This is a genomic window from Streptomyces violaceorubidus, from assembly GCF_000717995.1.
Taxonomy (GTDB): domain Bacteria; phylum Actinomycetota; class Actinomycetes; order Streptomycetales; family Streptomycetaceae; genus Streptomyces; species Streptomyces violaceorubidus.
On sequence record NZ_JODM01000006.1, the window covers coordinates 301,619 to 326,063 of the forward strand.

General features: G+C 73.7%; 28 protein-coding genes. 14 read left to right on the top strand and 14 right to left on the bottom strand.

The window, feature by feature from the left end:
• Positions 1-7: 7 nt before the first annotated feature.
• Positions 8-418, top strand: a complete 411-nt coding sequence (locus IE94_RS0112105) for an SseB family protein (protein WP_030182329.1) — start codon at positions 8-10, stop codon at positions 416-418.
• 58 nt (positions 419-476) lie between these two features.
• On the opposite strand, the gene IE94_RS0112110 is transcribed toward IE94_RS0112105, so the two are convergent.
• Positions 477-884: a MarR family winged helix-turn-helix transcriptional regulator gene (locus IE94_RS0112110; protein WP_030182330.1), complete on the bottom strand. Its 408-nt coding sequence runs from the start codon at positions 882-884 to the stop codon at positions 477-479.
• 128 nt (positions 885-1,012) lie between these two features.
• Between IE94_RS0112110 and IE94_RS0112115 the strand changes: the two genes are divergently transcribed.
• The 5 genes from IE94_RS0112115 to IE94_RS0112135 all read left to right on the top strand — a co-directional run bounded on the left by IE94_RS0112115 (position 1,013) and on the right by IE94_RS0112135 (position 3,568).
• A complete protein-coding gene (locus IE94_RS0112115; RefSeq protein ID WP_030182333.1) occupies positions 1,013-1,300 on the top strand; it encodes a helix-turn-helix domain-containing protein in 288 nt (95 codons plus the stop codon).
• 215 nt (positions 1,301-1,515) lie between these two features.
• Entirely contained in the window at positions 1,516-1,980 is a 465-nt protein-coding gene (gene crcB, locus IE94_RS0112120; protein WP_030182337.1) for a fluoride efflux transporter CrcB, read from the top strand.
• Positions 1,977-2,321, top strand: coding sequence for a DUF190 domain-containing protein (locus tag IE94_RS0112125; protein ID WP_030182339.1), 345 nt, complete (start codon positions 1,977-1,979; stop codon positions 2,319-2,321). The genes crcB (IE94_RS0112120) and IE94_RS0112125 overlap by 4 nt, the downstream gene beginning before the upstream one ends.
• Positions 2,318-2,692: a fluoride efflux transporter CrcB gene (gene crcB / locus IE94_RS0112130; RefSeq protein ID WP_030182340.1), complete on the top strand. Its 375-nt coding sequence runs from the start codon at positions 2,318-2,320 to the stop codon at positions 2,690-2,692. The genes IE94_RS0112125 and crcB (IE94_RS0112130) overlap by 4 nt, the downstream gene beginning before the upstream one ends.
• Positions 2,693-2,731: 39 nt before the next feature.
• The gene (locus IE94_RS0112135) at positions 2,732-3,568 is read left to right on the top strand and encodes an undecaprenyl-diphosphate phosphatase (RefSeq protein ID WP_030182341.1); all 837 of its coding nucleotides are present in this window, start codon (positions 2,732-2,734) and stop codon (positions 3,566-3,568) included.
• A 7-nt stretch (positions 3,569-3,575) separates the two neighbouring features.
• Here IE94_RS0112135 and IE94_RS0112140 read toward each other — a convergent pair whose 3' ends face one another.
• Positions 3,576-4,634 (bottom strand): fatty acid desaturase family protein, encoded by a 1,059-nt coding sequence (locus tag IE94_RS0112140; protein ID WP_030182342.1) that lies wholly within the window; start codon positions 4,632-4,634, stop codon positions 3,576-3,578.
• A 134-nt stretch (positions 4,635-4,768) separates the two neighbouring features.
• Here IE94_RS0112140 and IE94_RS0112145 point away from each other — a divergent pair, with 134 nt between their 5' ends.
• Positions 4,769-5,701 carry a glutaminase gene (locus IE94_RS0112145; RefSeq protein WP_030182343.1) on the top strand — a complete coding sequence of 311 codons (933 nt, stop codon included), beginning with the start codon at positions 4,769-4,771 and terminating at the stop codon, positions 5,699-5,701.
• Between the two features lie 18 nt (positions 5,702-5,719).
• Here the strand turns inward: IE94_RS0112145 and IE94_RS0112150 are convergent, their stop codons facing one another.
• The 3 genes from IE94_RS0112150 to IE94_RS0112160 all read right to left on the bottom strand — a co-directional run bounded on the left by IE94_RS0112150 (position 5,720) and on the right by IE94_RS0112160 (position 8,929).
• Entirely contained in the window at positions 5,720-6,895 is a 1,176-nt protein-coding gene (locus tag IE94_RS0112150; protein WP_037922391.1) for a D-alanyl-D-alanine carboxypeptidase family protein, read from the bottom strand.
• 124 nt (positions 6,896-7,019) lie between these two features.
• The gene (rho, locus tag IE94_RS0112155; protein WP_030182350.1) at positions 7,020-8,159 is read right to left on the bottom strand and encodes a transcription termination factor Rho; all 1,140 of its coding nucleotides are present in this window, start codon (positions 8,157-8,159) and stop codon (positions 7,020-7,022) included.
• 359 nt (positions 8,160-8,518) lie between these two features.
• Positions 8,519-8,929 (bottom strand): nuclear transport factor 2 family protein, encoded by a 411-nt coding sequence (locus IE94_RS0112160; protein WP_030182351.1) that lies wholly within the window; start codon positions 8,927-8,929, stop codon positions 8,519-8,521.
• 89 nt (positions 8,930-9,018) lie between these two features.
• Here IE94_RS0112160 and IE94_RS0112165 point away from each other — a divergent pair, with 89 nt between their 5' ends.
• Together IE94_RS0112165 and IE94_RS0112170 are read left to right on the top strand one after the other, a co-directional pair.
• Positions 9,019-9,606 carry a PadR family transcriptional regulator gene (locus tag IE94_RS0112165; protein ID WP_030182354.1) on the top strand — a complete coding sequence of 196 codons (588 nt, stop codon included), beginning with the start codon at positions 9,019-9,021 and terminating at the stop codon, positions 9,604-9,606.
• A 4-nt stretch (positions 9,607-9,610) separates the two neighbouring features.
• The gene (locus IE94_RS0112170) at positions 9,611-10,378 is read left to right on the top strand and encodes a class I SAM-dependent methyltransferase (protein ID WP_030182357.1); all 768 of its coding nucleotides are present in this window, start codon (positions 9,611-9,613) and stop codon (positions 10,376-10,378) included.
• On the opposite strand, the gene IE94_RS0112175 is transcribed toward IE94_RS0112170, so the two are convergent.
• The 6 genes from IE94_RS0112175 to IE94_RS0112200 form a co-directional block, all read right to left on the bottom strand.
• A complete protein-coding gene (locus tag IE94_RS0112175) occupies positions 10,348-11,109 on the bottom strand; it encodes a GntR family transcriptional regulator (RefSeq protein WP_030182359.1) in 762 nt (253 codons plus the stop codon). The genes IE94_RS0112170 and IE94_RS0112175 overlap by 31 nt on opposite strands.
• 127 nt (positions 11,110-11,236) lie before the next feature.
• Entirely contained in the window at positions 11,237-12,193 is a 957-nt protein-coding gene (locus tag IE94_RS0112180) for an acetylxylan esterase (protein WP_030182361.1), read from the bottom strand.
• Positions 12,194-12,306: 113 nt separating this feature from the next.
• Positions 12,307-12,891, bottom strand: coding sequence for an Rv1733c family protein (locus IE94_RS0112185; protein ID WP_030182364.1), 585 nt, complete (start codon positions 12,889-12,891; stop codon positions 12,307-12,309).
• Between the two features lie 152 nt (positions 12,892-13,043).
• The gene (locus IE94_RS0112190; RefSeq protein ID WP_030182368.1) at positions 13,044-13,820 is read right to left on the bottom strand and encodes a ferredoxin reductase; all 777 of its coding nucleotides are present in this window, start codon (positions 13,818-13,820) and stop codon (positions 13,044-13,046) included.
• Positions 13,813-14,418 (bottom strand): sulfite oxidase-like oxidoreductase, encoded by a 606-nt coding sequence (locus IE94_RS0112195; RefSeq protein WP_030182371.1) that lies wholly within the window; start codon positions 14,416-14,418, stop codon positions 13,813-13,815. The genes IE94_RS0112190 and IE94_RS0112195 overlap by 8 nt, the downstream gene beginning before the upstream one ends.
• Before the next feature lie 64 nt (positions 14,419-14,482).
• Positions 14,483-15,004: a MarR family winged helix-turn-helix transcriptional regulator gene (locus IE94_RS0112200; protein ID WP_030182372.1), complete on the bottom strand. Its 522-nt coding sequence runs from the start codon at positions 15,002-15,004 to the stop codon at positions 14,483-14,485.
• A gap of 261 nt (positions 15,005-15,265) precedes the next feature.
• Here IE94_RS0112200 and IE94_RS0112205 point away from each other — a divergent pair, with 261 nt between their 5' ends.
• Positions 15,266-16,108, top strand: coding sequence for a putative protein N(5)-glutamine methyltransferase (locus IE94_RS0112205; RefSeq protein WP_030182376.1), 843 nt, complete (start codon positions 15,266-15,268; stop codon positions 16,106-16,108).
• Here the strand turns inward: IE94_RS0112205 and IE94_RS0112210 are convergent.
• A complete protein-coding gene (locus IE94_RS0112210) occupies positions 16,098-18,206 on the bottom strand; it encodes a SpoIIE family protein phosphatase (RefSeq protein WP_030182378.1) in 2,109 nt (702 codons plus the stop codon). The two genes, IE94_RS0112205 and IE94_RS0112210, sit on opposite strands and share 11 nt — an antisense overlap.
• A gap of 257 nt (positions 18,207-18,463) precedes the next feature.
• Here IE94_RS0112210 and IE94_RS0112215 point away from each other — a divergent pair, with 257 nt between their 5' ends.
• The 4 genes from IE94_RS0112215 to IE94_RS0112230 all read left to right on the top strand — a co-directional run bounded on the left by IE94_RS0112215 (position 18,464) and on the right by IE94_RS0112230 (position 22,529).
• Positions 18,464-19,360 (top strand): hypothetical protein, encoded by an 897-nt coding sequence (locus IE94_RS0112215; protein ID WP_030182380.1) that lies wholly within the window; start codon positions 18,464-18,466, stop codon positions 19,358-19,360.
• Positions 19,361-19,437: 77 nt separating this feature from the next.
• Positions 19,438-19,809 (top strand): hypothetical protein, encoded by a 372-nt coding sequence (locus IE94_RS0112220; protein ID WP_030182383.1) that lies wholly within the window; start codon positions 19,438-19,440, stop codon positions 19,807-19,809.
• 111 nt (positions 19,810-19,920) lie between these two features.
• A complete protein-coding gene (locus tag IE94_RS0112225) occupies positions 19,921-21,936 on the top strand; it encodes an NADPH-dependent 2,4-dienoyl-CoA reductase (RefSeq protein ID WP_030182384.1) in 2,016 nt (671 codons plus the stop codon).
• 41 nt (positions 21,937-21,977) lie between these two features.
• Entirely contained in the window at positions 21,978-22,529 is a 552-nt protein-coding gene (locus IE94_RS0112230) for a PadR family transcriptional regulator (protein WP_030182386.1), read from the top strand.
• Between the two features lie 36 nt (positions 22,530-22,565).
• On the opposite strand, the gene IE94_RS0112235 is transcribed toward IE94_RS0112230, so the two are convergent.
• Together IE94_RS0112235 and IE94_RS0112240 are read right to left on the bottom strand one after the other, a co-directional pair.
• On the bottom strand, positions 22,566-23,117 hold the full coding sequence (locus IE94_RS0112235) for a hypothetical protein (RefSeq protein WP_030182388.1): 552 nt from the start codon (positions 23,115-23,117) through the stop codon (positions 22,566-22,568).
• A gap of 169 nt (positions 23,118-23,286) precedes the next feature.
• Positions 23,287-24,270, bottom strand: coding sequence for a fibronectin type III domain-containing protein (locus IE94_RS0112240; protein ID WP_030182394.1), 984 nt, complete (start codon positions 24,268-24,270; stop codon positions 23,287-23,289).
• Positions 24,271-24,445: the final 175 nt, after the last annotated feature.

Consider the following 24,445-nt stretch of genomic DNA (forward strand, 5'->3'; position numbering starts at 1 on the left):
ATCTGCCATGGAGACACCCGCGAACGACCACCCCGTGACACCCGCCCAGCGGGCACTGGACACGCTCGCCGAGACCCCCGGGGCCGCCGGCAACACGTCGGCACTCGACACCCTCGCGAGCAGCGACGTCCTCGTGCCGGTGCCCGACGACGCGAGCGACCAGGACGCCGCCGACCCGGGCATGCTGGCGCTGCCGGTCCTGGAACAGCAGGGCGGCGGCCAGGTGGTGCCCGTGTTCACCTCGGAGCTGGAGATGGCCGACCTGCTGCCGTACGTCTCCCGCTACCGCATGGTGCCGCTGGGTGCCCTCGCCGCGCAGTGGCCGGCCGACGACCTGTCGCTGTCCATCGACGCCGGCTCGGAACACCGCCTCACCCTCACGTCGGACGGCGTGCGGACCCTGCTGGCCCGTCCCTAGGGGCGACGCCGGCGGCCTCCCTAGGGGCAACGCCGGCGGCCCGGGCCCTCGTCTCCCGTCAGGGGCGGGGGCCTTCGTCGTCGCCGAGGGCGCGGGCCAGCGCGGCCCGCTGCAGCGGCAGTATCTCGGCGTGCAGGTCCCGGCCCCTGGGGGTCAGCGTGACGTACACGCCCCGCCGGTCCTCGGCGCACATGGAGCGCTGCACCAGCCCGTCCTTCTCCAGCCGGGCGATGAGCCGGGACAGCGCGCTCTGGGACAGGTGGACCCGGCCGACCAGGTTCTGCACCCGGCAGCGGTCACCCGCCTCGGCCCCCTCGGCCACGAGGAGGTCGAGTACCTCGAAGTCGCTCGCGCCCAGACCGTGCGGGTGCAGTGCCCGGTCGATCTCGCACATCGTGCGCGCGTGCACCGACAGGATGTCCCGCCACCGTTCCTCGAGCCGCGCACCGGCCGTTCTGGCTCCCATGGGTGAACGGTAGCACCGGAAGCGATATTGGTTGAATGTGCAAATGGCCCGGTTGCCGGACAACGGGACCCGGGCTGCGGGAAGGTGGGGGGACACGGCAGGGGCGGGCCCGCACGGAGGGAGGGACGATGCTCAGGACCCCCGTGCACGGCACGCGTCTCGACATCCTTGAGTGGCTGAAGGACCCGGCCGCGCACTTCCCGCCGCAGCGGCGCGTCGACCCCGTCGAGCACGGTGTCCACGCGGGCCCCGTCGCCGCGAAGCTGGGGGTGCCCCGCCGGGTGGCCGAGACCCACCTGGGCCTTCTCGCCGGTCTCGGCCTGCTCCGCGCCAGGCGCATCCGCCGCCGCACGTACTACCGGCGCGACGAGGTGCGGATCGCCGAGGTGGCACGGACGTTCGAGAAGGGCTGGTAGACGCGGGCACGCTCCCGGGAACGGCCCGGGCACCCTCCCGGAGTGACCCGGGCGCCGCCCCGGCGTTAGGCTGAACACTCAGCCGCGGCCCGCAGGGGCGCGGCGCGGCGGTGGGGCCCGCCGTACCCGAACCGCGGCTCAGGCGCCGCCAACGGTCCCTACTTGACTTGCGCACGGGGGCACCCCCCTGCCCGGTGAGTAGGAGACGTACGACCATGGCAGTCCCGAAGACCGGGCGTCCCGGCGAGATCCGGGCCGCCGCCCCCGGGCGGTCCGGGTGGCGCACGCAGGCGCCGGTCGTGGCGGTCGTGGCCCTCGGCGGTGGCGCCGGCGCCACCGCCCGCTACGCCGCCTCGCTGTGGTGGCCGACGCAGAGCGGCACCTTCCCCTGGACGACCTTCGCGGTCAACGTCGTCGGCTGTGCCGTGATCGGCGTGTTCATGGTGGTCATCACCGAGGTCCGGCCCGCCCACCGCCTCGTGCGGCCCTTCTTCGGCACCGGTGTGCTCGGCGGCTTCACCACGTTCTCCACCTACGCGGTCGACACCCGGTCCCTGCTCGCCGACGGCCGGGTCCCCACCGGTCTGGCCTACCTCGCCGCGACCCCGCTCGCGGCACTCACCGCGGTGTGGCTCGCCGCATGGGCGGCCCGCCGGGTCCTGAAGTGGAGGCAGTCATGACGAGGCTGACCGGCAGCGCCCTGCGCCTGACCGTCTTCGTCGGCGAGAACGACACCTGGCACCACCGCCCCCTGTACGCGGAGATCGTCCACCGCGCCCACGCGGCGGGCCTCGCGGGCGCCAGCGTCTTCCGCGGCGTCGAGGGCTTCGGCGCCTCCTCGCTCATCCACACCACCAGGCTGCTGTCCCTGAGCGAGGACCTGCCGGTGGCCGTCGTCGTCGTCGACACCGAGGAGCGGGTCCGGGACTTCCTGCCGCTGCTCGACGAACTCGTCACCGGGGGCCTGGTCACCCTCGACCCGTGCGAGGTCGTCCGGTACGAGGGCCGGAGGCCGTCGTGAACTGGCTGCTGGTCGTCGCGGGCGGCATGATCGGCGCCCCGCTGCGCTACCTCACCGACCGCGCCGTGCAGTCCCGGCACGACTCCGTCTTCCCCTGGGGCACCTTCACGGTGAACGTGATCGGCAGCGTCGTCCTCGGCCTGCTGACCGGCGCCGCCCTGGCCGGAGCGGTCGGCTCCGACCTGCGTCTGCTGCTGGGCACCGGCCTGTGCGGCGCCCTCACCACCTACTCGACCTTCTCCTACGAGACGCTCCGGCTGACCGAGACCGGCGCCCGCCTGCACGCCGCGGTGAACGTGGGGGCGAGCGTGGCGGCCGGCCTGGCGGCGGCGTTCGCGGGGGTGACGCTGGCCGACGCGCTCTGGACCTGACGCCGGGCACACAGCTTGGTGTAGTAGGAACTGGATGCCATGAGCGCCATCAGCATCGGTCAGGCCATCGTCCTCGGAGCCGTCGAGGGGGTGACAGAGTTCCTGCCCGTCTCCTCCACCGGACACCTCAAGATCGTCGAGGGGCTGATGGGCATCCCGGTCGACGACGACGCCGTCATCGGCTTCTCCGCGGTCATCCAGGTCGGCGCGATCGCCGCCGTGCTCGTCTACTTCTCCAAGGACATCGCGCGGATCGTCTCCGCCTGGGGACGCGGGCTGCGCGACCGCGAGGAGCGGTACCACCACGACTACAAGTTCGCCTGGTGGGTCATCTTCGCCACCATCCCCATCGTCCTCGTCGGCCTCGCCGCCAAGCCCCTGATCAAGGGCCCGCTCGCCTCGCTGTGGGTGGTGGCCGGCTCGCTGATCGTCGGCAGCGGCGTGATGTGGTGGGCCGACCGCACCGGCCGGCACAAGCGGGGCGAGGACGACACGTCCTTCAAGGACGCGATGCTGGTCGGCGGCTCCCAGATCCTCGCCCTGCTCTTCCCGGGCTTCTCCCGCTCCGGCGCCACCATGTCCACCGCACTGATGCTCGACCTCGACCGGGTCGCCGCCACCCGGCTGTCCTTCTTCCTCGGCATCCCGGCCCTGACCGGAGCCGGACTGTACGAGCTGAAGGACGCCCTGGGCACCGGAGCGGGTGCCGCGCCCCTGGCGGTCGGCACCCTCGTCTCCTTCGTGGTGGCCTACGCCTCCATCGCCTGGCTGCTGAAGTTCATCGCCAAGCACACCTTCAACGCGTTCGTGATCTACCGGATCGTGGTCGGCGTCCTGCTCTTCGGGCTGCTCGGCACCGGCGTGCTGCACAGCTGACCACCGCTCAGCGGGCGGCGCGCAGCGGCTCCCCGACGCTCCTCATGTGCCGCAGGGCCTCGCGGTGCGAGGCCAGCAGCCCCGTCTGGTGGTACGGCACGCCCAGCTCGGCGCAGTACGCCTCGGTGATGGCCTGGGCCCGGCCGAGGGCGGGGGTCGGCATGCTGGGGAAGAGGTGGTGCTCGATCTGGTAGTTGAGGCCGCCCATGAAAGCGTCGACCAGCACACCGCCCCGCACGTTGCGGGAGGTCAGGACCTGGCGGCGCAGGAAGTCCAGCCGCATGCCCTCCTCGATCATCGGCATGCCCTTGTGGTTGGGCGCGAAGACCGAGCCGAGGTAGATCCCGAACAGACCCTGGTGCACGGCGAGGAAGACCAGCGCCTTGCCCGGGGAGAGGACCGTGAACAGGCCGCCGAAGTACAGCGCGAAGTGGGCGACGAGCAGCGTGCCTTCGAGGACCGGCCGCTTCACGGCCCGGCTGCCCAGCGCCTTGAAGCTGTTGAAGCTCAGGTTGAGGCCCTCCAGCGTCAGCAGCGGGAAGAACAGGGCCGCCTGGTGCTTGCCGACGAAGCGCGGCAGCCCCCTCGCCCGGCTCGCCTGGCCCCGCGACCACACCAGGATGTCGGGCGAGACGTCCGGGTCCTTCTCCTCGTGGTTGGGGTTCGCGTGGTGGCGGGTGTGCTTGTTCATCCACCAGCCGTAGCTCATGCCGAGCAGCAGGTCGGCCACCAGCAGGCCGCCCGCCTCACTGGGACGCCGGCGCGAGAAGACCTGCCGGTGGGCGAGGTCGTGGGCCGCGAGTCCCAGCTGGCCGAAGACGACGGCGAGGGCGACCGCGACGAGCAGCTGGCTCCAGCTGTCCCCCAAGGAGACGAACGCGGCCACCCCGCCGGCGAGCGCCAGGGCGACGGCACCGAATCGGACCGTGTAGTACAGGGGGCGGCGCCGGAGCAGACCCGCGTCGGCTATGCGCCGGGAGAGTTCGGAGAAGTCGCTCCCCTTCTCGCGTTCCTTCTCCCGGGCGGGCATGGGCTGGCTCTCGACGAGCACCGTTGATTCGACCATGTACGTGAGTATGTGAAAGGCGTCCCGCCCGCAGAATGGCGTCCGCCCCCGGAACGGGGGTGAGGCCAGCACCACCCCGGTGCGGGGGTCCACCACCTCAGGCCTCCCGCCGCCCGGACCGACCCGGAGGGACAATGGCGATCATGAGCACACCGACGACCTTCCGGCCGGTTCTGGAACGCATCGCCGAGGAGATCGAGCGGACCCCGGGCAGCGGCCGGGCCGCCGACTACATCCCCGCGCTCGCCGCCCGCGACCCGCGCCGCTTCGGCATGGCCGTCGCCGAACTCGACGGCACGGTCTACGGGGTGGGGGACTGGCGGGAGCCGTTCTCCGCGCAGTCCATCACCAAGGTCTTCACCCTCGCGCTCGACCTGGCCCGGGAGGGGGACGAGCTGTGGGAGCACGTGGGCCGCGAGCCTTCCGGCAACCCGTTCAACTCCCTGGTGCAGTTGGAGTACGAGAACGGCATCCCGCGCAACCCGTTCATCAACGCGGGCGCCCTCGTCGTCACCGACCGGCTGCACACCCGTACCGGCGACGCGGCCGGCGAACTGCTGGACTTCCTGCGCGCGGAGAGCGGCAACCCGGACCTGGCCCACGACGAGGACGTCGCCGCGTCCGAGGCCGCGCACGGCGACCGGAACGCCGCGCTGGCGCACTTCATGGCGTCGTACGGGAACATCGACAACCCCGTGCCGGTGCTCCTCGAACAGTACTTCCGCCAGTGCTCCGTCACCGCCTCCTGCGCCGACCTGGCCCTGGCGACCGGGTTCCTGGCCCGGCACGGCATCCGCGCCGACGGCACCCGGCTGCTCAGCCGCAGCAGGGCCAAGCAGATCAACGCGGTGATGCTGACCTGCGGGACCTACGACGCGGCCGGCGACTTCGCGCACCGCGTGGGCCTGCCGGGCAAGAGCGGTGTCGGCGGCGGCATCATCGCGGTGGTGCCTGGCCACTGCACGCTGTGCGTGTGGAGCCCCGGCCTGGACGAGCGGGGCAACTCGGTGGCCGGGGTGGCGGCCCTGGACCGCTTCACGACGCTCACGGGACTGTCGGTGTTCTGAACGCCCGCGACGCTCCCGTCAACTCCCGTCGTCCCGTACGAGCCTGAGCCGCAGGGCGAGCGCCACCACGCCCGCGCCGAGCCCCGCGACGCCCAGGACGGCCCCGGCCTCCTGCCAGCCCGGACCGTCCTCGGCCGGCTTCGCCGCGGTCGCCGCCGCGGGGAGGGACTGCGGTCCCTGCCGGGGCCGGACGTGCTCGTGGGCGAGCGAGCCCACCGGGTCGACCTCGCCGGCCGCCTCGAAGCCCCAGTCGAGCAGCGAACGGGCCTCCTCGTACACGGCGTGGCCGCCGCCCTCCTGCGGGTTCATCACCGTGACGACCAGGGTGCGTCCGTCGCGGCGGGCGGCGGCGATGAGGGTGTTCCCGGCGTTGCTGGTGTAGCCGTTCTTGACGCCGATCAGCCCCTCGTACGGCTCCACGCCGTCGGCCCCGGTGAGCAGCCGGTTGGTGTTCATGATCCCGTACGAGCTCCCGTCCCGGCCGGGGAACCTCGCGTCGACCGTGGCGCAGTACCGCGCGAAGTCGGGACGCCGCAGCCCCTCCCGGCCGAAGACGGCCAGGTCGTACGCCGACGAGACCTGGCCCGGGGCGTCGTACCCGTCGGGCGAGCGGACGTGGGTGTCGAGGGCGCCCAGCGCGCGGGCCTCGGCCTGCATCCGGGCCGCCGTGGCGCTCCAGCCGCCGGTGAGGGAGGCGAGGACGTGCACGGCGTCGTTCCCGGAGTTGAGGAAGACGCCGTTCCACAGGTCGGAGACGCGGTACGACTGGCCCTCGACGACACCGACCAGGCTGCTGCCCGGACCGATGCCGGCCAGGTCCTCGGTGCTGACCTCGTGCCGGATGCCGCCCGGCAGGACGGGCAGCACCGTGAGCGCGAACAGCGTCTTGAGGGTGCTGGCGGGCGGCAGCCCGCGGTGCGCGTCGTGCGCCGCCAGTACCTCGCCCGTGCCGGCGTCGGCCACGACCCAGGACAGGGCGGAGACATCGGGGACCCGGGGCGCTCCGGGGTGCGGCCGGACCTGGGTGCCGGGGCGGTGCAGCGCCGACGGCAGCGCCGCCGCGGCACCGCCGGGCGGGCCGGGGTCCGGCCGCTGCGCACGGGCGGCCGCGGCGGCCGGCACGAGCGTCAGCAGCCCTGCCACGCAGAGCATGCAGGTGGATCGAGCCGCCCGGGATGAGAATCCGATAGTCATACCGCAAACGTAGGAACGGGCCCCCGCACCGCCACGCTGACCGGGCCGGGTCGGGCCCACGAGCACCCGAACGCCGTAGCGGTGCCCCGCGGACGGTGCCCGTCGGCGGCGTCGGCGGAGGGCGTCACCCGGCGGGCAGCGTCGGCTGCACCTGCCGCAGGAACGCGGCGTTGTCCGGTGTCCGGCGCAGCCGCTCCAGCAGGGTCTCCAGGCCGGACTGCCCGTCCCGGGTCCCCAGAGCCCGCCGCAGGCCGCGCACGGCGGTCGTCTCGGCGGCGGAGAGCAGCAGTTCCTCGCGCCGGGTGCCCGAGCCGATCGGTTCGACGGCCGGGAAGACCCGGCGGGAGGCCAGCTCCCGGCTCAGCCGCAGCTCCATGTTGCCGGTGCTCTTGAGCTCCTCGAAGTAGAAGTCGTCGGCGCGCGAGCCGGTCTCCACCAGGGCCGTGGCGAGGATGGTGAGGGAGCCGCCCTCCTCCGCCGTGCGCGCCGCGCCGAAGAAGCGCTTGGGGCCCAGCAGCGCCCCGGCGTCGACGCCGCCGCTGAGCGTGCGGCCGCCGGAGGAGGCGGCGTTGTTGTGCGCCCTGCACAGCCGGGTGAGCGAGTCGAGGAGGATGACGACGTCCTCCCCGGCCTCGACGAGCCGCTTGGCCCGCTCGATCACCAGCTCGGCGAGCGCGATGTGCTGCTTGGCGCTCTGGTCGAAGGTCGAGGCGTACACCTCGCCCCGCACCGAGCGCCGCATGTCGGTGACCTCCTCGGGGCGTTCGTCGAGCAGCACCACCATCAGCCGGGCCTCGGGGTGGTTGCCCGCCACCGCGGCGGCGATCTGCTGGAGCAGGACGGTCTTGCCGGTCTTCGGCGGAGCCACGATCAGGCCGCGCTGGCCCTTGCCGACCGGGGCGATCAGATCGCAGACGCGTCCGGTGAGGCCGGCCGCGGGGTGTTCGAGCCGCAGCCGGTCGTGCGGGTGCAGCGGGGTCAGGTCGGCGAAGTGGCGCCGAGCGCCCCGCCGGTCGGGCGTACGGCCGTTGACGCGGACGACGTCGGTCAGCGTGCGCCGGTCGCCGCACGCCCCCTCGACGAGGTCGCCCTTGCGCAGCCCGTGGCGACGGATCAGCGCGGAGGAGACCACGGGGTCGGAGGGCTCGGGCCGCAGGCCGGCGCCCCGCAGACGCCCCTTGCCGCCCGCTTCGATGTCGAGGACACCGCTCGCGATCTCGGCCGGGGACTGCTGCACAGGGGGGTGTTCGAGTGTGGTGGTCATGGTGGTCGGTCCTTTCGAGGACACGGGCATGGGACATGCGGAAGGAAGGGGGAGCCGCGCGAGGGGTCGGAGGACACGCCTCCGGACGGCGGGAACAGCACCTCGGACACGGCAGGGGAAACCTCTGCTCACGAGGTCGTGCTGAGAAGTGGACGCGCCGGTCGCACCAGGAGGGGCGGATTCGGCGAATCGAAGGGAACTGGCACCGGCGCCCCGATAGGCGGGGCGTACACAAGCGCTGACCACACCCTACCACGGGACGGTGCGCCGTGGGTGGGGGCGGGACGGGTGACGTCCCGCCCCCACGTGACGCGGCCGGTGCGGGGGCTGTTCCGTCTTCCGCGATGTGCCGGACGGGCTCAGCCGGCCGAACTCGCCCGAGTCTCCCGGGCCTCCTCCGCGATCCGCTCGAACTGCGCGGCCATGGCCGCCTGGAGGGCCTGCGCGCCCAACAGCGGGCGCACCATCACCGTCAGTTCGTCGATGCGGCCGGACGCGTCGAGGTGCAGGAAGTCGCAGCCGCTGATCTCGCGGTCGCCCACCCGCGCCGCGAAGACCAGCGCGTGGTCGCGGCCGTCCGCTCCGTCGATGACGCGTTCGTAGCGGAAGTCCTCGAAGACGCGCTCGACGGCGCGCAGGATCGCCGCCGTGATCGCCTTGCCGCGGTAGGGCTTGAAGACGACGGGGCTGGAGAACACCACGTCGTCGGCCAGCAGTGCTTCGACGGCGTCCATGTCGTGTGCCTCGACCGCCGCGCGGAATGCCCGCATCGCCACTCCTTCATACAGAAGCTACTGAACTATTTGAATAGGTGTGAAGTAGAGTAGTCGTCGTGGTCCGCGCTTGCTAGCGTGTCGACATGTCTCTCAAGTACGCCGTCCTGGCCGCCCTGCTGGAGGGTGAGGCCTCGGGCTACGAGCTGTCCAAGGTGTTCGACGTGTCGCTCGCCAACTTCTGGCCCGCCACGCCGCAGCAGCTCTACCGGGAGCTGGAGCGCCTCGCGGGCGACGGACTCATCGAAGCCCGGACCGTGCCGCAGGAACGCAGGCCCACCAAGCGGCTGTTCTCGCTCACCGAAGCGGGCCGGGAGCAACTGGGCGACTTCGCCGCCGAGCCGACCCGGCGGCCCACCGCCGTCCGGGACGAGTTCCTGATCAAGATGCAGGCCATGGACGGCGTCGACCCGGCGGCGGTCCGCGCGCTGGTCGAGGAGCGCAGGGCCTGGGCGCTGGGCAAGCTCGCCCGCTACGAGCGGGTGCGCGAGCGCCTCCTGGACGGCCGCACCGAGCAGGAGCACCTCCGGGAGGCCGACCGGGTCGGGCCCTACCTCACCCTGGCCGCCGGGATCGCCTTCGAGCGGGAGAACGCCCGCTGGTGCGAGCACGTGCTCACCGTGCTCGACGGACGCCGCACTCCCGCGGGGCCCGCCGGACAGCCCCTAGGCTGACCGGATGTTCAGCCCCGAAGGCCCCACCCTGCGCGAACTCGCCGTCCAGGCACTGTCGTCGGTCGAGCGCGGCTACGACCTGCTCGCCCCGAAGTTCGACCACACCCCGTACCGCACGCCGGAGCGGGTGCTGGACGCCGTGGCCGGCGCGCTGGAACCGCTGGGCCCCTTCACCGCCGGGCTCGACCTGTGCTGCGGCACCGGCGCGGGCCTGGACGTGCTGGCCCGGGTGTGCCGGGAGCGCGTGACCGGGGTGGACTTCAGCGCGGGGATGCTGGAGGTCGCCCGGCGGCGTCGCGCCGTGCCCGCGGGGCCGGCGGTCTCCTGGGTGCGCGCGGACGCCCGCGCCCTGCCGTTCGGCCCCGCCTTCGACCTCGTGGTGAGCTTCGGGGCGTTCGGACACTTCCTGCCGCGCGAACTGCCGGGCCTGTTCGGCCAGGTGCGTTCCGTGCTGCGGCCGGACGGCTGCTTCGCCTTCCCCGTCGCCGCCCCGCCACGGCCCGGCTCCCCGGGGTACTGGACGCTGCTCGGCTTCGACGCGGCGATGCGGGTGCGCAACGCGCTGTGGCGGCCGCCGTTCGTCATGTACTACCGGACGTTCCGGCTCGGGGACGTGGGCCGCGCGCTGGCGGGGGCCGGTTTCCGGGCGGACCTGCACGCCCTGCCGGAGTTCGGACGCCGCCCCGACGGCAGCCCGCGGGTCCGGCTGGTCGTGGCCCGGCGCCTCGCGCGGCCGCCGGGTCAGCCGGCCGCCGGCAGGGTGAACTCGTAGACAAGGGCGTCCTGCCCGGTGTCCACCAGCAGGTCGGTGATCTCCAGGGGCCGCCCGTACTGGTCGTGCACCCGCCGCACGACCCGGACCGACGCGGTGTCCGGCTGGAGCGTGATGGTGTCCCGGTGGTGCAGCGTCAGGCCGGCCCGGCGCATCCAGTCGTAGGCCCGTCGCAGCTGCGCGCGGGCCCTCCCGTCGGCGCGGTCGCGATAGCGGGCCAGTTCCTCGACCTCGGCGAGCGCCACGGCGGAAAACGATGTCACGGCCGTCCGGCGGCCGGTGCCCCCGGCCACCGCCGACGTGTAGTGGTGCATCAGGGTCGGCCGTCCCGGCACCAGCCCCAGCGTCGCGGCGTGCTCCGGCGGCGGCGTCCCCCAGGTGACGGTGGCGCGGTCGCCGGTGCGCGGTTTCGCCGCCCGGGCGCCGACCGGGAAGACCAGCGGCGCCGGACTCCCGGCCGACGGCCCCGGCAGGGCGACGTGACTGCCCCGCCGGTCGGTGGTGAGCAGACCGTCGTTGCGCAGCACGTCCAGGGCCTGCCGCACGGTCTCCCGGCTGACTCCGAAGTGCTCCGCCAGTCGGCGCTCCCCGGGCAGCCGCCCACCCGGCGGGGCGGTTCCGTCGCGCAACTCGCCGAGCAGTTGGTCCGCCACCCGTCGGTACAGCGGCGGCCGGGTGTCGGCGGGCGACGGGTCGGCGGGGGACAGGGCGTGCGGGGTGGTGCGGGCCATGCCGCGCCTCCTGTTGATGACGTACGGTAGCCGTGCGGGCTCGGTGCGCCACCAGAGGTACCATTGGTCTAAACCAGCAGGGAAGACCGGTCCGCCGGTTCGGCCGAAACAGCACCCACGGACCTCGTCAGGCGTAGCGGCCCAGCCAGCGCAGCTTGGCGGCCTCCTGGTACGGCCCGCCGCCCTCGTGATCATTGAAGTCGTACACCTCGATCGTCTTGTCCTCGTGCGTCCAGGCGTTGAACGCCGCGAAAACGGTCGACGGTGGGCAGGTCTGGTCCTCCAGGGCGGCCGAGAACAGGGCCGGCGTCCGGCCCCGGGCCGCGAAGTGCACACCGTCGAAGTAGGACAGCGTGCGCAGCGCGTCCTCGGTCCGGCCGCGGTGCGTCTTCAGGTACAGGCCGATCTCGCGGTAGGGGTGGCGGTCGGTGAGCGTGGTGGCGCGCGGGAAGTCGCACAGGAACGGCACGTCCGGCGCGACGGCGACCAGGTCCGGCACCAGGCCGCCCACCGCGAGCGTGATGCCGCCGCCCTGGCTCCCGCCCAGGGCGACCGTGCGGGACGGGTCGGTCAGCGGGTGCGAGCGGGCCGCCTCGACGGCGCGCACGGCGTCGGTGAAGACCCGGCGGTAGTAGTAGTGCTCCGGGGCGTCCAGGCCGCGGGTCATGAAGCCCGGATACGCGGGGGTGCCGCCTATGGGGTCCGCTGTCCCGCCGCCGCCGCCCTGGCCGCGGGTGTCCATCACGAAGTGGGCCCGGCCGGTGGAGGCCCACAGCAGGTGCTCGTGCGGCAGCCCGCGCCCTCCGCCGTACCCGACGAACTCCACGACCAGCGGCAGCGGCCCGGTCGCCGCGGACGGCAGGGTCAGCCAGCCCTTGACCGGGTGACCGCCGAACCCCGCGAACGTCACGTCGTACACCCGCACCGTGGACAGCCCCGTGTCGACCGGTTCGAAGCGGGCGTCCAGATCGTGCTCCCGGGCCTCGGCGAGCGTCTTGCTCCAGAACGCGTCGAAGTCCTCGGGCTCGGCCGACGTGCTGCGGTAGGCGTGGAGTTCGTCGAGCGGAAGGTCGAACAGGGCCATCGAGAACCGCCTTTGCCGGGAGACGCGTCCGTACGGGTGATCACACGGTACGTGAGCGGTTCGAGGAAACGCCAGGTCCGGCCGTGCTCCGCAACCGTGCGGGCGGCCGGTCGTCAGGCCCGGCGGTGGGTCCACTGCGGCTCGGTGAGCGCCCAGTCGCGGTCCCACTCCGCCATGCGGCGGCGCAGGGCCACCGCGCGCACGCCGCGGTGCGTGAGCAGCACCGTGAGCGCCGTTCCGATGGCGGTGAACGAGCCGATGGTGGCGCTGTGCTGCCAGATCTCGGCACCGTCCGAGGGCGGGGGTACGGTCTTGCCCCCGGAGTCCAGCCACACGTCGACGGTGTCACCCTGCCGGGTGTCCACCGGTACCCGTGCCGTGGTGCTCTTCTCCGTGCCGTCGGCCGTCTTCCAGTGGACGGTCGCACGGTAGGAGTGCTGTCCGCCGAGCAGTCCCGTCGACAGGGTGTCGGGGGTCCGGTCGGCCACCGTGGCGCGGACGTGGTGCCGCTCGGCCCGTTGCTCGGCGACGATCGCCCGGGCCTGTCCGTAGCCCCACCACGCGGTGGCGGCACCGAGCAGCGGCGCGGCGACGAACAGCAGGAGGGCGACGGCCACCGTGGTCCACGCCTCGACGACGTCCGACCGGCGCCGCAGCGGATTGCGCCGCCAGCGCCAGCCGCGTACCCGGGTTCGCATGTCGACCTCCCCGCGATCACCGCGACCGGAGGGGCGGGCGGACGGCCGTCGAGCGCGGGGGCCGCCGCGCCTCCGTGTCGCGCCTGCGTGTGCGAGTGCCCGCACTGGACTGGTACCCAGTCCCGCGCGCCTCGCTCACGAACCGGGCGGGATCAGCCGAAGCGTTCGATCCGGATCCGGTCCACCGGCTGGCCGGCCGCCACCAGCAGCCGCGAGGCGTGCTCCGCGAAGGCGTTCGATCCGCAGACGTAGGCCTCCCAGCCGCCGGCGGGCGGCTCGGACAGGAGCGGCGCCAGGTGCGCGGACGTCAGCCGGCCCACGGGGGTCCCGGCCGGCGCGGTGCGGGTGAACACGGGCGTCGTCTCCGCGCCGAACTCACGGGCGTAGATCAGTTCCCCGGGGCCGCGCGCGGACACCAGCAGCCGCAGGGGCACCGTCAGGCCCCGCGCCCGGTGGTGCCGCACCATCGACATCAGGGGTACGACGCCGGATCCGGCGCCGAGCAGCAGGGCGGGCCGGTCGCCCGGCCAGGCGAAGAAGCCGCTGAGCGGGCCGCGCACCTCGATCTCGTCGCCGGGCCGCGCCACCGTGTGGAACCAGCCGGACACCTCCCCGTCCGGCACCCGGTCGAGGGTCAGCTCGATGTGTCCGCTCTCGTCCGGGGCGGACGCCAGCGAGTAGTGGCGCTGGGCCCGGTAGCCGTCCTCGGCGGTGAGGCGCAGCATCAGGTGCTGGCCGGGCAGATGGCCCGCCCAGCCGGGCACGGCGAAGCGGAAGGTGGACGCGCGGGGGGTCTCGCGGCGGATCTCGGTGAGCGTGGCCGTCTGCCAGGCCCCGGCCACCTGGCCGTCCACCTCGATGCGCCCGGGCACGGCGAACCGCGCGGGGGGAGTGAAGGCACCCGCCGGGTGCGTGGCTGTCTCAGTCACCGGAGTACCGCTGCTCCTCCCAGGGATTGCCGCGCGCGTGATAGCCGTTGTGCTCCCAGAAGCCCGGCTCGTCGTGGTCGAGGAGTTCGAGCCCCGCGATCCACTTCACGCTCTTCCAGAAGTACAGGTGCGGCACCACCAGCCGGGCCGGACCGCCGTGCTCGGGAGCGAGCGGCTCCCCGTCGTACTCCCACACGATCCAGGCCCGTCCGCCGGTGAGGTCCGCCAGCGGCAGGTTCGCGGTGTAGCCGGTGTGCGCGTGGGCGAGAGCGTGCGTGGCCGACGGCAGCGCACCCGCCGCGTCCAGGAAGGCGTCCAGGGACACGCCCCCGAACCGCACCCCGAACTTCGACCAGCCGGTGACGCAGTGGATGTCGCCCGCGTACCCGGACGCAGGCAGCAGGCGGGCCTGTGCCAGGTCCCAGGTGCGGGGCTCGGCCACCAGACCGCCCACGCGGAAGGTCCAGTCGGCGGGCGCGATCTCGGGAGTGACCTCGGCGGACAGCACGGGCCAGTCGTCGCCCGCGTCGTACTGGCCGGGCGGCAGTCCCGGCCGGGCGGTGCGCGGGCGCCCGGTGAAGCCTCGGGTGGTGTTCATGCGGGGGAGCCTTTCGGGCCGCCCGGGCGGGGTGCCCGCGGCCGGCGTGAGCAGTGCGTACCCGTCAACCGTACGTGCCCCCGGGCACCGCGCGGTCCCGGTCCCCGTCCGGGCCCGCCACCGGCCACGCGTTGTACCGCTCCAGGTACGCCGCGAAGCGGAGCAGGTCCTCCTCGGGCCAGTCGGCGAGCCGCTCCCGGAAGGCGGTCCTGCGGCGCTCGGTGACCCGGTCCAGGGCGTGCCGTCCGGACTCCGTCAGGTGCAGGACCTGCACGCGGTGGTCGTCCGGGTCGACGCGCCGCTCGATCAGCCCGGCCCGCTCCAACGCGGACAGCTGGCGGCTGACGGTCGACTTGTCCAGGGCGTAGTGGGCGGCCAGGTCCGTGGCCCGGCGGCCGTCCCGCTCCTCCAGGTGCCCGAGCAGCGTGTACGACACCAGCGACAGCTCCGGGTGCAAGCGTCCCGCCAAGGCGCGGGCCCGGCGGGCGAAGGTCGTCATCTCGCGCTGGATGGTCTCCAGGGCCGTGTCCGCGGGGCGTCCGCCGGGAGCGACGGGCGTCTCGTCCGGTGTCGCGGCAGCCGTCACGGTTCCTCCTCGCGTTGCTGGTTGCACAGTACAACTGTGACAAGGAGGTCGCGCGGGCCGACCACTCGGGGCAGGCCCTCCGCGTCTGATCATTGGGGTAATGTGACCGTCGGCCGCGGACCGCCCCGGCCGTCGGACGACTGGGAGGTGAGACCGATTACCGCTGTGTCGGCCCGGGTGCTCTCACCTCACGGCAGTGCGGTCACCGGAAACGAGTGACCGGGAGAGCGCCCTTCGGTTCCCGAAAGGCTCTTGGCTCCCATGCCTCCCACTTCCCCCGCTTCGCCCACCCCCGCGTCCTCTCCCGCCCCCTCGGCCCTCTTCTCGGCGTCCCTCCCCTCGCGTGACGCCGTCGTGGCCGCGCTGCGTGGAGCGGGCTGCGTCTTCGCCGAGGACGAGGCCGCGCTCCTGCTGACCGCCGCCCGCACCGCCGCGGAACTCACCGCGCTGGTCGACCGCCGCGTCGGCGGCCTGCCCCTCGAAATCGTGCTGGGCTGGGCCGAGTTCCGCGGTCTGCGCATCGCGGTCGCCCCCGGTGTCTTCGTGCCCCGCCGCCGGACCGGGTTCCTGGTCTCCGAGGCCCTGGCCCACGCGCCCCGCGCGCAGGTCGTCGTGGACCTGTGCTGCGGGTCCGGGGCCGTCGGCGCGGCCCTGGCGGCGGCCCTCGACCGTCCCGAGGTGCACGCCGCCGACGTCGATCCGGTCGCGGTGCGCTGCGCCCGCGGCAACCTCGCGGACGTGGGCGGCCGGGTGTACGCCGGTGACCTCTTCGACGCGCTGCCCGACGCGCTCCGCGGCCGGGTGGACATCCTCGCGGCCAACGTGCCGTACGTCCCCACCGGCGAGGTCGCCCTGCTGCCCGCCGAGGCCCGCGACCACGAACCGCTGGTCGCGCTCGACGGCGGCGCCGACGGCCTCGACGTGCTGCGCAGGGTGGCGGCCGCGGCGCCCGACTGGCTCGCCCCGGGCGGCTGCCTGCTGACCGAGACGAGCGAGCGCCAGGCCCCCGCGGCCGTCGACGCCCTCACCCGGGCCGGTCTGAGGACCCGCCTCGCCGTCTGCGAGGAGCTGTACGCCCACGTCGTGATCGGCGTCAGGGGCTGACCCCCGCCCCGTACCGTCGTGCCGGCGGCGTGGCCCGGGCGATCAGCAGGGCCACGTCGTCGGAGTTCTCCGGCTCGTGCAGGGTGCGCAGCAGCAGGTCGCAGACCTCCTCCAGCGGGCGGTCGGGGCCCTCCAGCAGGGCGAGGAGCGCGTCCAGCCGCTCGTCCAGCGGCTGCCTGCGGGTCTCGACCAGGCCGTCGGTGTAGAAGACCAGCCGGTCGCCCGGCTCCAGACCGACCTCGGTGGTGGAGAAGGCGACGCCGCCCACCCCGAGCGGCACCCCGGTGGGCAGGTCGAGCAGCTCGGGCGGCCGGCCGGCCCGCAGGCGGACCGGGGGCAGATGCCCGGCGTTGGCGATGCGGCACCGCCGGGCGTGCGGGTCGTGGAAGGCGTAGAGGCAGGTGGCGATGGCCTGGTCCAGGCCCGCGGTGGTCCGCTCCAGGTGCCCAAGCAGTTGCGCGGGGTCCAGTTCCAGGGCGGCCAGGGTGTTCGTCGCGGTGCGCAGGCGCCCCATGGAGGCCGCCGCCGCGATGCCGCTGCCCATCACGTCGCCCACCACCAGCGCGGTCCTGCCGCCGGCCAGCTCGATCACGTCGAACCAGTCGCCGCCGACCTCGCTGGTGCCCCCGGCGGGCTGGTAGCGGGAGGCGACCTCCAGACCGCCGGTCACCGGCGGGTGGCTGGGCAGCAGGCTGCGCTGGAGGGTGAGGGCGGTGTCGCGGGCGTTCTGGTACCAGCGGGCGTTGTCGATCTGCAGCGCCGCCCGCGCGGCCAGCTCCCGGGCCAGCAGCAGGTCGTCCTCGTCGAACGGCAGGGGGTTGGCGATCCGCTTCAGGTCCAGGGCGCCGAGCACCTCGCCCCGCGCGATCAGCGGCACGGCCAGGTACGAGTGGACGCCCGCCCGGCGCAGCAGCTCGACCGACTCCGGCGAGCGGGCGGCACGTCCCAGGTCCTCGCGCGTCAGCCGCGGCACCATCACCGGCCGGCCGGTGCGCACACACTCGGTGACCAGGCGGTCCGGTCCGTACCGGGCGACCCGGCCGGGCGGGTCGGCCGCCCGCAACGCGTCCCCGGCGCCGTCGTCGGCGCGCACCGCCAGCGCCCTGATCACCGCGGGTTCGGCCGGCCCCAGCGTGCTGCGCCGGCCCTCGACCACGGCGTCCAGCAAATCCACGGCGGCGATGTCGGCGAGGCCGGGCACGGCCACGTCGGCCAGCTCGTACGCGGTGCGGTCCAGTCGCAGCGTGGTGCCGATCCGGCCGGACGCGTCCGCCACCGCGGCCAGCCGGCGCCGCGCGGCCTCCGCCTCGGCACTCGCCCGGTACTGCTCGGTGACGTCCACCACCGAGACGGCCACGCCCAGCACGGCGCCCATGGCGTCCTCCAGGCGGTACAGCGAGTACGACCAGGCGTGTTCCTCGTCCGGGTCGGCGAGGGTCCGCCCGGTCGCGGGCCGGTCGATGACCGGCCGACCGGTCCGAAGCACCTCGCGCGCCGCCTCCTCCAGCGGGCCGACGTCCACCCGCGGCAGCAGCTCACGGATCGTCCGGCCGACGTGCTCCCCGGCGGGGATGCCGTTGAGCCGCTCCAGGGCCGGGTTGACCGAGACGTACCGCAACCCGGTGTCCAGGACGGCCAGACCGATCGGGGACTGCGTGATCACCCGCGTGGACAGGGCGACGTCCCGCTCCAGCCCGCGGACCGTGGACCGGTCGGCCGCGAGCCCGAGGGCGTAGACGTCCCCGCGGTCGTCCAGCAGGCGCATGTTGCGGAACTCGACCAGGCGGGTGCTGCCGTCCTTGTGCCGGACGGGGAAGGCGCCTGCCCAGCTGCGGCCGCTCTTCATGACGTCCTGGAAGATCTCGACGACCAGGTCGAGATGGCGTTCGTGGACCATGACGCGGGCGGCGTACCGGCCCAGCGCCTCCGGCGCGGAGTAGCCGAACAGCTCCTCGGCCTGCGGGCTCCACAGGACGATCCGGCCCTCGGTGTCCAGCACGATGGAGGCCACGTTCAGCAGGTCGAGCAGTCCGCTGGGCCGCACCGGGCCGTGCGGCGACGGCTCGCCCTCGAACCCGGCAGACCCCGCTGCGCTCATCCCACGTCCCGCCTTCGCCGATCGACGCGGCACGCCCTTCCGCGCCGACCTCCGCGTCCCGCCGCGCTCCTTCGCGCACCGGGCCGGTCCGTCCGGGCTCCGCCGTCTCCTCCCAGCATCTCCCCGCGCGCCGGGGAACGCCGCACGAAGGGCGTCCGGAGTTGGTCTGTACATGACCCTGTGGACGGTCCAGACTGTGCGCCGAGTGCCTCACGCCCGCCCCTTCCGCCCGGCCGTCCCCCCACCGAGGAGCCCTCATGCCGCTGCGCGCCCGGCAACGTTGTCACGCCCTCCTGAGCGGTCTCGCCGTCCTCACCCTGTCCCTCTGCCTCGCGGCCCCGGCGACGGCGGACGCCCCGGCGCCGAGGGCCCGGGCCGCCGACACCTGGACCGAGGTGGGCTCCGACCGGGCCGACCCGCTGACCGAGAGCCAGGGCCTGGCCTCGGTGGAGGTTCCCGCGGGCAGCCCCAACCGCTACACCGGGATCGGCACCATCCCGCTCGGCCTCAGCACCCGTGGCTGGAACCACGTCGGCGACCCGGACGCCTCCTACGACGGCCACTACGTCGAGCCGTACCAGCGCGACGACGGGAACACGAAGATGTTCCGCGTGCAGGCGCCGGACGGGAGCTGGTCGGAGTACGTGCACACGCTGAGCGCCGGGGAGGCGCTGAACAACTCGTGGTCCGCCGTCTCGCCCGACGGGCAATGGATGCTGGCGGGGGAGTGGGGCACCATGAACCGGCTGCTGGTCTTCCCGACGCCCGGCGTCAACCCCGCCACCTCGCCCTCGGCGAACCTCCCGCAGGCGGCCACCGTCCGCCTGGACCACGCCGTGCGCGACGTCCAGGGCTGCGACTTCCTGGACGCGACGACGCTGCTGTGCTCCTCCGACGATCCGGAGGGCGCGCTCTTCGGCCTCACCAAGCCGCTGCTGAGGATCGACCTGTCCGCGACGCCGAACGGCACCGCGGACGTCACCGGACACGTCACCGCCCTGCGTCAGCTCCCGCTGCGCAGCGGCTGCTCCGGGGACTTCGAGGCGGAGGGCGTCGACTACGACCGGCGTACCGGCACCCTGCGCGTGATCGTCGTGTCGCCCGGCTTCTGCGTGCTCACCGACAGCAAGACGTACCGGTTCACCCGGGGCTGACCCGGCCCCTTCGCGCCGGGCCGCCGGTGGTGCTTTTCTGGTGGTATCGGTGAGGACCACGAGAGGGAGCGATCACGATGGACGGTGAGCGACTGCATCCGGAGTCCGTCTCGGTGGAGCTGAGCGGATGCAGCAAGGAGGACGCCCGGACCGTGTTCGACACCCTGTGCGCGTGCTTCTCCTCCGACCGGCACGCGGGCGACGTGACCCGGGAGTACGACGAGGTGCGCCCGACCGTGTGGCTCGGCACCTTCGACGTGGCCGACGCCCACGGGGGCCGGTGCGACCCCGCCCGGCTCGGGGCGTCCGTGGAGGCCGACGCGCAGGGCGGCTACTGGGCGATCGAGAGGCTCAGGACCACCCTGGACTCCCTGTTCACCGTGCACGACCTGAGCCAGGCCTCCGGGGACCAGGAGCGGGAGCTGCACGTGCGGCTGGAGAGTCGCTGATCCGGTCCCGCCGGGTGCGGTGAGGTGTGCGCCACCCCATTGTGCAACTAGTTGCACAATGGGGTGGCCGTCCTCTACAACAGAGGCACGTCACCGCGCACGGAGGGCCCGATGAGCCGTTACCCGCACCTGCTGAGCCCGCTCGACCTGGGCTTCACCACGCTGCCCAACCGGGTCCTGATGGGCTCCATGCACGTCGGCCTGGAGGAGGCCGAGCGCGGCTTCGAGCGCATGGCCGCCTTCTACGCCGCCCGGGCCCGCGGTGGGGTGGGCCTGATCGTCACCGGCGGCATCGCCCCCAACGACGAGGGCCGCCCGTACGAGGGCGGAGCCAAGCTCAGCTGCGAGGCGGAGGCGGCACAGCACCGGGTCGTCACCGACGCCGTGCACCGCGAGGGCGGCCGGATCGCCCTCCAGATCCTGCACTTCGGGCGCTACGCCTACCACGCCGACCTGGTCGCCCCGAGCGCGCTCCAGGCCCCGATCAGCCCGCACGTGCCGCGGGAGCTGACCGACGCCGAGGTCGAGCGCACGATCGACGACTACGTGCGCACCGCCCTGCTGGCCCGCGAGGCCGGGTACGACGGCGTGGAGATCATGGGCTCCGAGGGCTACCTGATCAACGAGTTCATCGCCGCGCGGACCAACCACCGCACCGACCGCTGGGGCGGCTCCTACGAGAACCGCACGCGCTTCCCCGTCGAGATCGTCCGCCGGGTGCGCGAGGCGGTCGGCGAAAACTTCGTCCTGATCTACCGCCTGTCCATGCTCGACCTGGTGCCCGGCGGCTCCACCCTGGACGAGGTGATCACCCTCGCCAAGGCCGTCGAGGCCGCCGGAGCCACCCTCATCAACACCGGCATCGGCTGGCACGAGGCCCGCATCCCCACCATCGCCACCTCCGTGCCCCGCGGCGCCTACACCTGGGTCACCAAGCGGCTGATGGGCGAGGTGTCCGTCCCGCTCGTCACCACCAACCGCATCAACACCCCCGAGGTCGCCGAGGCACTGCTCGCCGTGGGCACCGCCGACATGGTCTCGATGGCCCGTCCGATGCTCGCCGACCCCGACTTCGTCGCCAAGGCCGCCGCAGGCCGCCCCGAGGCCATCAACACCTGCATCGGCTGCAACCAGGCCTGCCTGGACCACACCTTCAGCGGGAGGATCACCTCCTGCCTGGTCAACCCGCGCGCCTGCCACGAGACCGAGCTGGTCCTGTCCCCGACCCGGCGGCGCAAGCGCGTCGCGGTCGTCGGTGCCGGACCGGCCGGACTCGCCTGCGCGGTGAGCGCCGCCGAACGCGGCCACGAGGTCACCCTGTTCGACGCCGCGAGCGAGATCGGCGGGCAGCTGAACGTCGCCCGCAAGGTCCCCGGCAAGCAGGAGTTCGACGAGACGCTGCGCTACTTCCGCACGCAGCTCGCGGCACACGGCGTCGACGTACGCCTGAACACCCGCGTCGGCGTCGGCGACCTCACCGGCCACGACGAGGTCGTCGTCGCCACCGGCGTCACCCCCCGCACGCCGGACATCCCCGGCGTCGACCATCCGTCCGTCGTCGGCTACCTCGACGTCCTGCGCGACCGAGCCCCCGTCGGGGAGCGGGTCGCGATCCTCGGTGCGGGCGGCATCGGCTTCGACGTCGCCGAGTACCTCACCGACGGCGGGGACAAGGCGCACGAGGACCCGGAAACGTACTTCCGGCTCTGGGGAGTCGACACCGACTACCGCGCCCCCGGCGGCGTCGCCGCGCCCGAACGCCCCGCCCCGCCGCGCACCGTCCACCTGCTCCAGCGCAAGACCTCCAAGGTCGGCGCCGGCCTCGGCAGGACCACCGGCTGGATCCACCGCACCGAGCTGAGGCACCGCGGCGTCACCATGGTCCCGGGCGTGCGCTACGACCGGATCGACGACGCCGGGCTGCACATCACGGTCGGCGACGAGTCCACCGTGCTGGAGGTCGACACGGTCGTCCTGTGCACCGGACAGGAACCGAGCCGGGGCCTGTACGACGACCTGGTCGCCGCCGGGCACCGCGCGCACCTCATCGGCGGCGCCGACGTGGCCGCCGAACTGGACGCCAAGCGGGCCGTCAAGCAGGGCACCGAGCTGGCGGCGGCGCTGTAGGGGAGGGCGTGCGGTGTGCGCCCCGTCCCTAGGATGAGCGCATGTCACTCCCGCACGCGATCCTCACCGCCCTGGTCGAAAAGCCGTCGTCGGGGCTGGAGCTGACCCGCCGGTTCGACAGGTCGATCGGCTACTTCTGGTCGGCGACGCACCAGCAGATCTATCGCGAGCTGGGGAAGCTGGAGGCCGAGGGCCTGATCCGCGCACTGCCCGGCCGGCAGCCGGCCCGCGGGCAGAAGAAGTCCTACGAGGTGCTGCCCGCGGGCCGCGCCGAACTGTCCCGCTGGACCGCGACCCCGCAGGACCCCAAACCCCTGCGGGACACGATGCTGCTGCGGCTGCGCGCCGCCGCGGTGGTCGGCACCGCCGGTGTGGAGGCGGACCTGCGACGCCATCTGGAACTGCACGAGAGGCAGTTGGCCGAGTACGAGGAGATCGAGCGGCGCGACTTCCCGCCCGGCCGGGACAGCGCCGAGGACCGACTGCGGCACCTGGTGCTGCGGGCCGGCATCGACCTGGAGACGTTCTGGACCCAGTGGCTCGCGCACGCCCTGGCCGAGTTCGCCGAGCTGCCCGGCGACGAACCGGCCTGACCGGTCCGGCGGCCCTGCGTGCCCCTTGCGCCCCGCTCAGAACCGGTACGGCTTCGAGCGGCGGCGCAGGAACCAGGCCGCGGCGATGACGCCGCTCCCCACCAGCGCGCCGCCCGCCACCAGGGTCGCCGTGCCGTAGTCCTGGACGGCCCCGCCCAGACCGCCCATGACGCCGCCCGGCGACGCGGACGGCGAGGGGGCGGCGGAGCGGCTGGGGGAGGGCGAGGGCGCCGAGGAGACGATGACCGTCTGGGTGCCGGCGGTGCTGTTGTTCGAGCACATGACGATCACCGTGTAGGTGCCCGGTGAGATCCCCGACCAGGCCGCGGACTGGCCCGAGCCGCTGCCGGAGAGCGCCACCTGACGCCCCTGGGCGAAGTCCCGCTGGCTGCTGGTGAGCAGCGAGGCGGTGCCCCAACTGCCGTTGAGCTGGGCGCAGGCCGTGGTCGTGACCGACACCGTGGTCCCGGTGGTGCTCACGGAGATCCCCGGTCCCGCCAGGGCCGGTCCGGCGGCCAGGGCGACGGGCAGCACGGCGGCGGCCGCCACGGTGGCACCGGAGCGGAGGAGTGGCGATGAGATGCGCATGTGGACTGCCCTCCGGCGGCACGGTCGGCGGTACATCCCTTGCGCCGCCGGATCGGGAACGCCCGTGCCCCCTCTGGCAGCCAACAGGGCGCCGGCCGGGCCCGCATGCGGAGCGCGACCGGCCAGGTGACGCGGCCCCGACCCGGGCCGGAGCCGACCGGGCATCAGGTCACCGGCCCGCTCCCGTGGTCACCGTCCGCTCCGCCGAGAAGCCGCCCCAGGTGCCGTCGGCCAGCCTCGCCCGGATCCGCACCCGGTGCGTCACCCCGGCCTCGCGCCCGGCGTAGAAGCTGTACTCGGCGCGCTCGCGCGGCGCGTCGGCGCCGTAGACCAGCGAGGTCGCCGCACGGCCGTCCAGGTGGATCTGGTACTCGGTCACCGGGGTCTCCGTGTGCGGCGGGACCCAGGAGAGGTCGAGGTAGTAGGCCCCGTCGGCCCGGTGGGAGCCGGCGCGCAGCTCCGTGGGCGCGGTGGCGTGCCCGTCGTCGGTGCCCGGGGTGGTGACCCGGACGGCGGCGCCCGCGGGGGAGACGTTGTCGGCGGCGTCCCGCGCCCGCACGGTGAAGGAGTAGCGGGTGCCCGCCCGCAGCCCCGTGACCACGGCCGCCGTCTGGTTGCCGCCGACGCTGTGCACCTTCGTGCCGCCCTGGTAGACGTCGTACGAGACCACACCGCGGTCGTCCTTGGCGGCGGACCAGGTGAGCTGGACCGCCCGGCCGCCGGCGGCCCGGCCGCGGACGTCCCCCGGGCGGCTCGGAGCGGAGTCGTCGGCCACCGCGGCGGGGGTGGTCGCCCGGACCTGTCGGCTGCGCGGCCCGAGCCGCCCGTCGGCGTCGCGCGCCCGCACGGTGAAGACGTACGCCGTCGAGGGGCGCAGCCGGGTGACGTCCACCATCCGCTCGCCCGCCGGCACCTCCTTCACCAGGGTGCCGCCGCGATACACCTCGTAGGCGTCGACGTCGTCGACCGCGTTCCACATCACGTGCACGGTCGTCGCGCTGCCGGCCTTCGCGGTGACGCCCATGGGCACCGCGGGCAGACCGCGGCCGTCACCGTCCTCGGCCGAGCCCCAGCCGCAGGACGTCAGGAGGAGGAACGCCCCGCAGAGCAGGGCGCACCAAACCGGGCGAGGGGGAACGGACGACTCGCGCACGGCTTTGCCTCCCGGTGGCGCCGGCATCGGCGGCGACGACTGTAAAGGTCCGGACCAATATGAGGCCAATGACGCGATCACATCAAGAGGGCCGTGGGTGAAGAGCACCCGGAAGGGTTACGTATGCTGAGTCACCTCACGGCTGAACTCCCGGCACACCCGGGGAAGTTCGAGC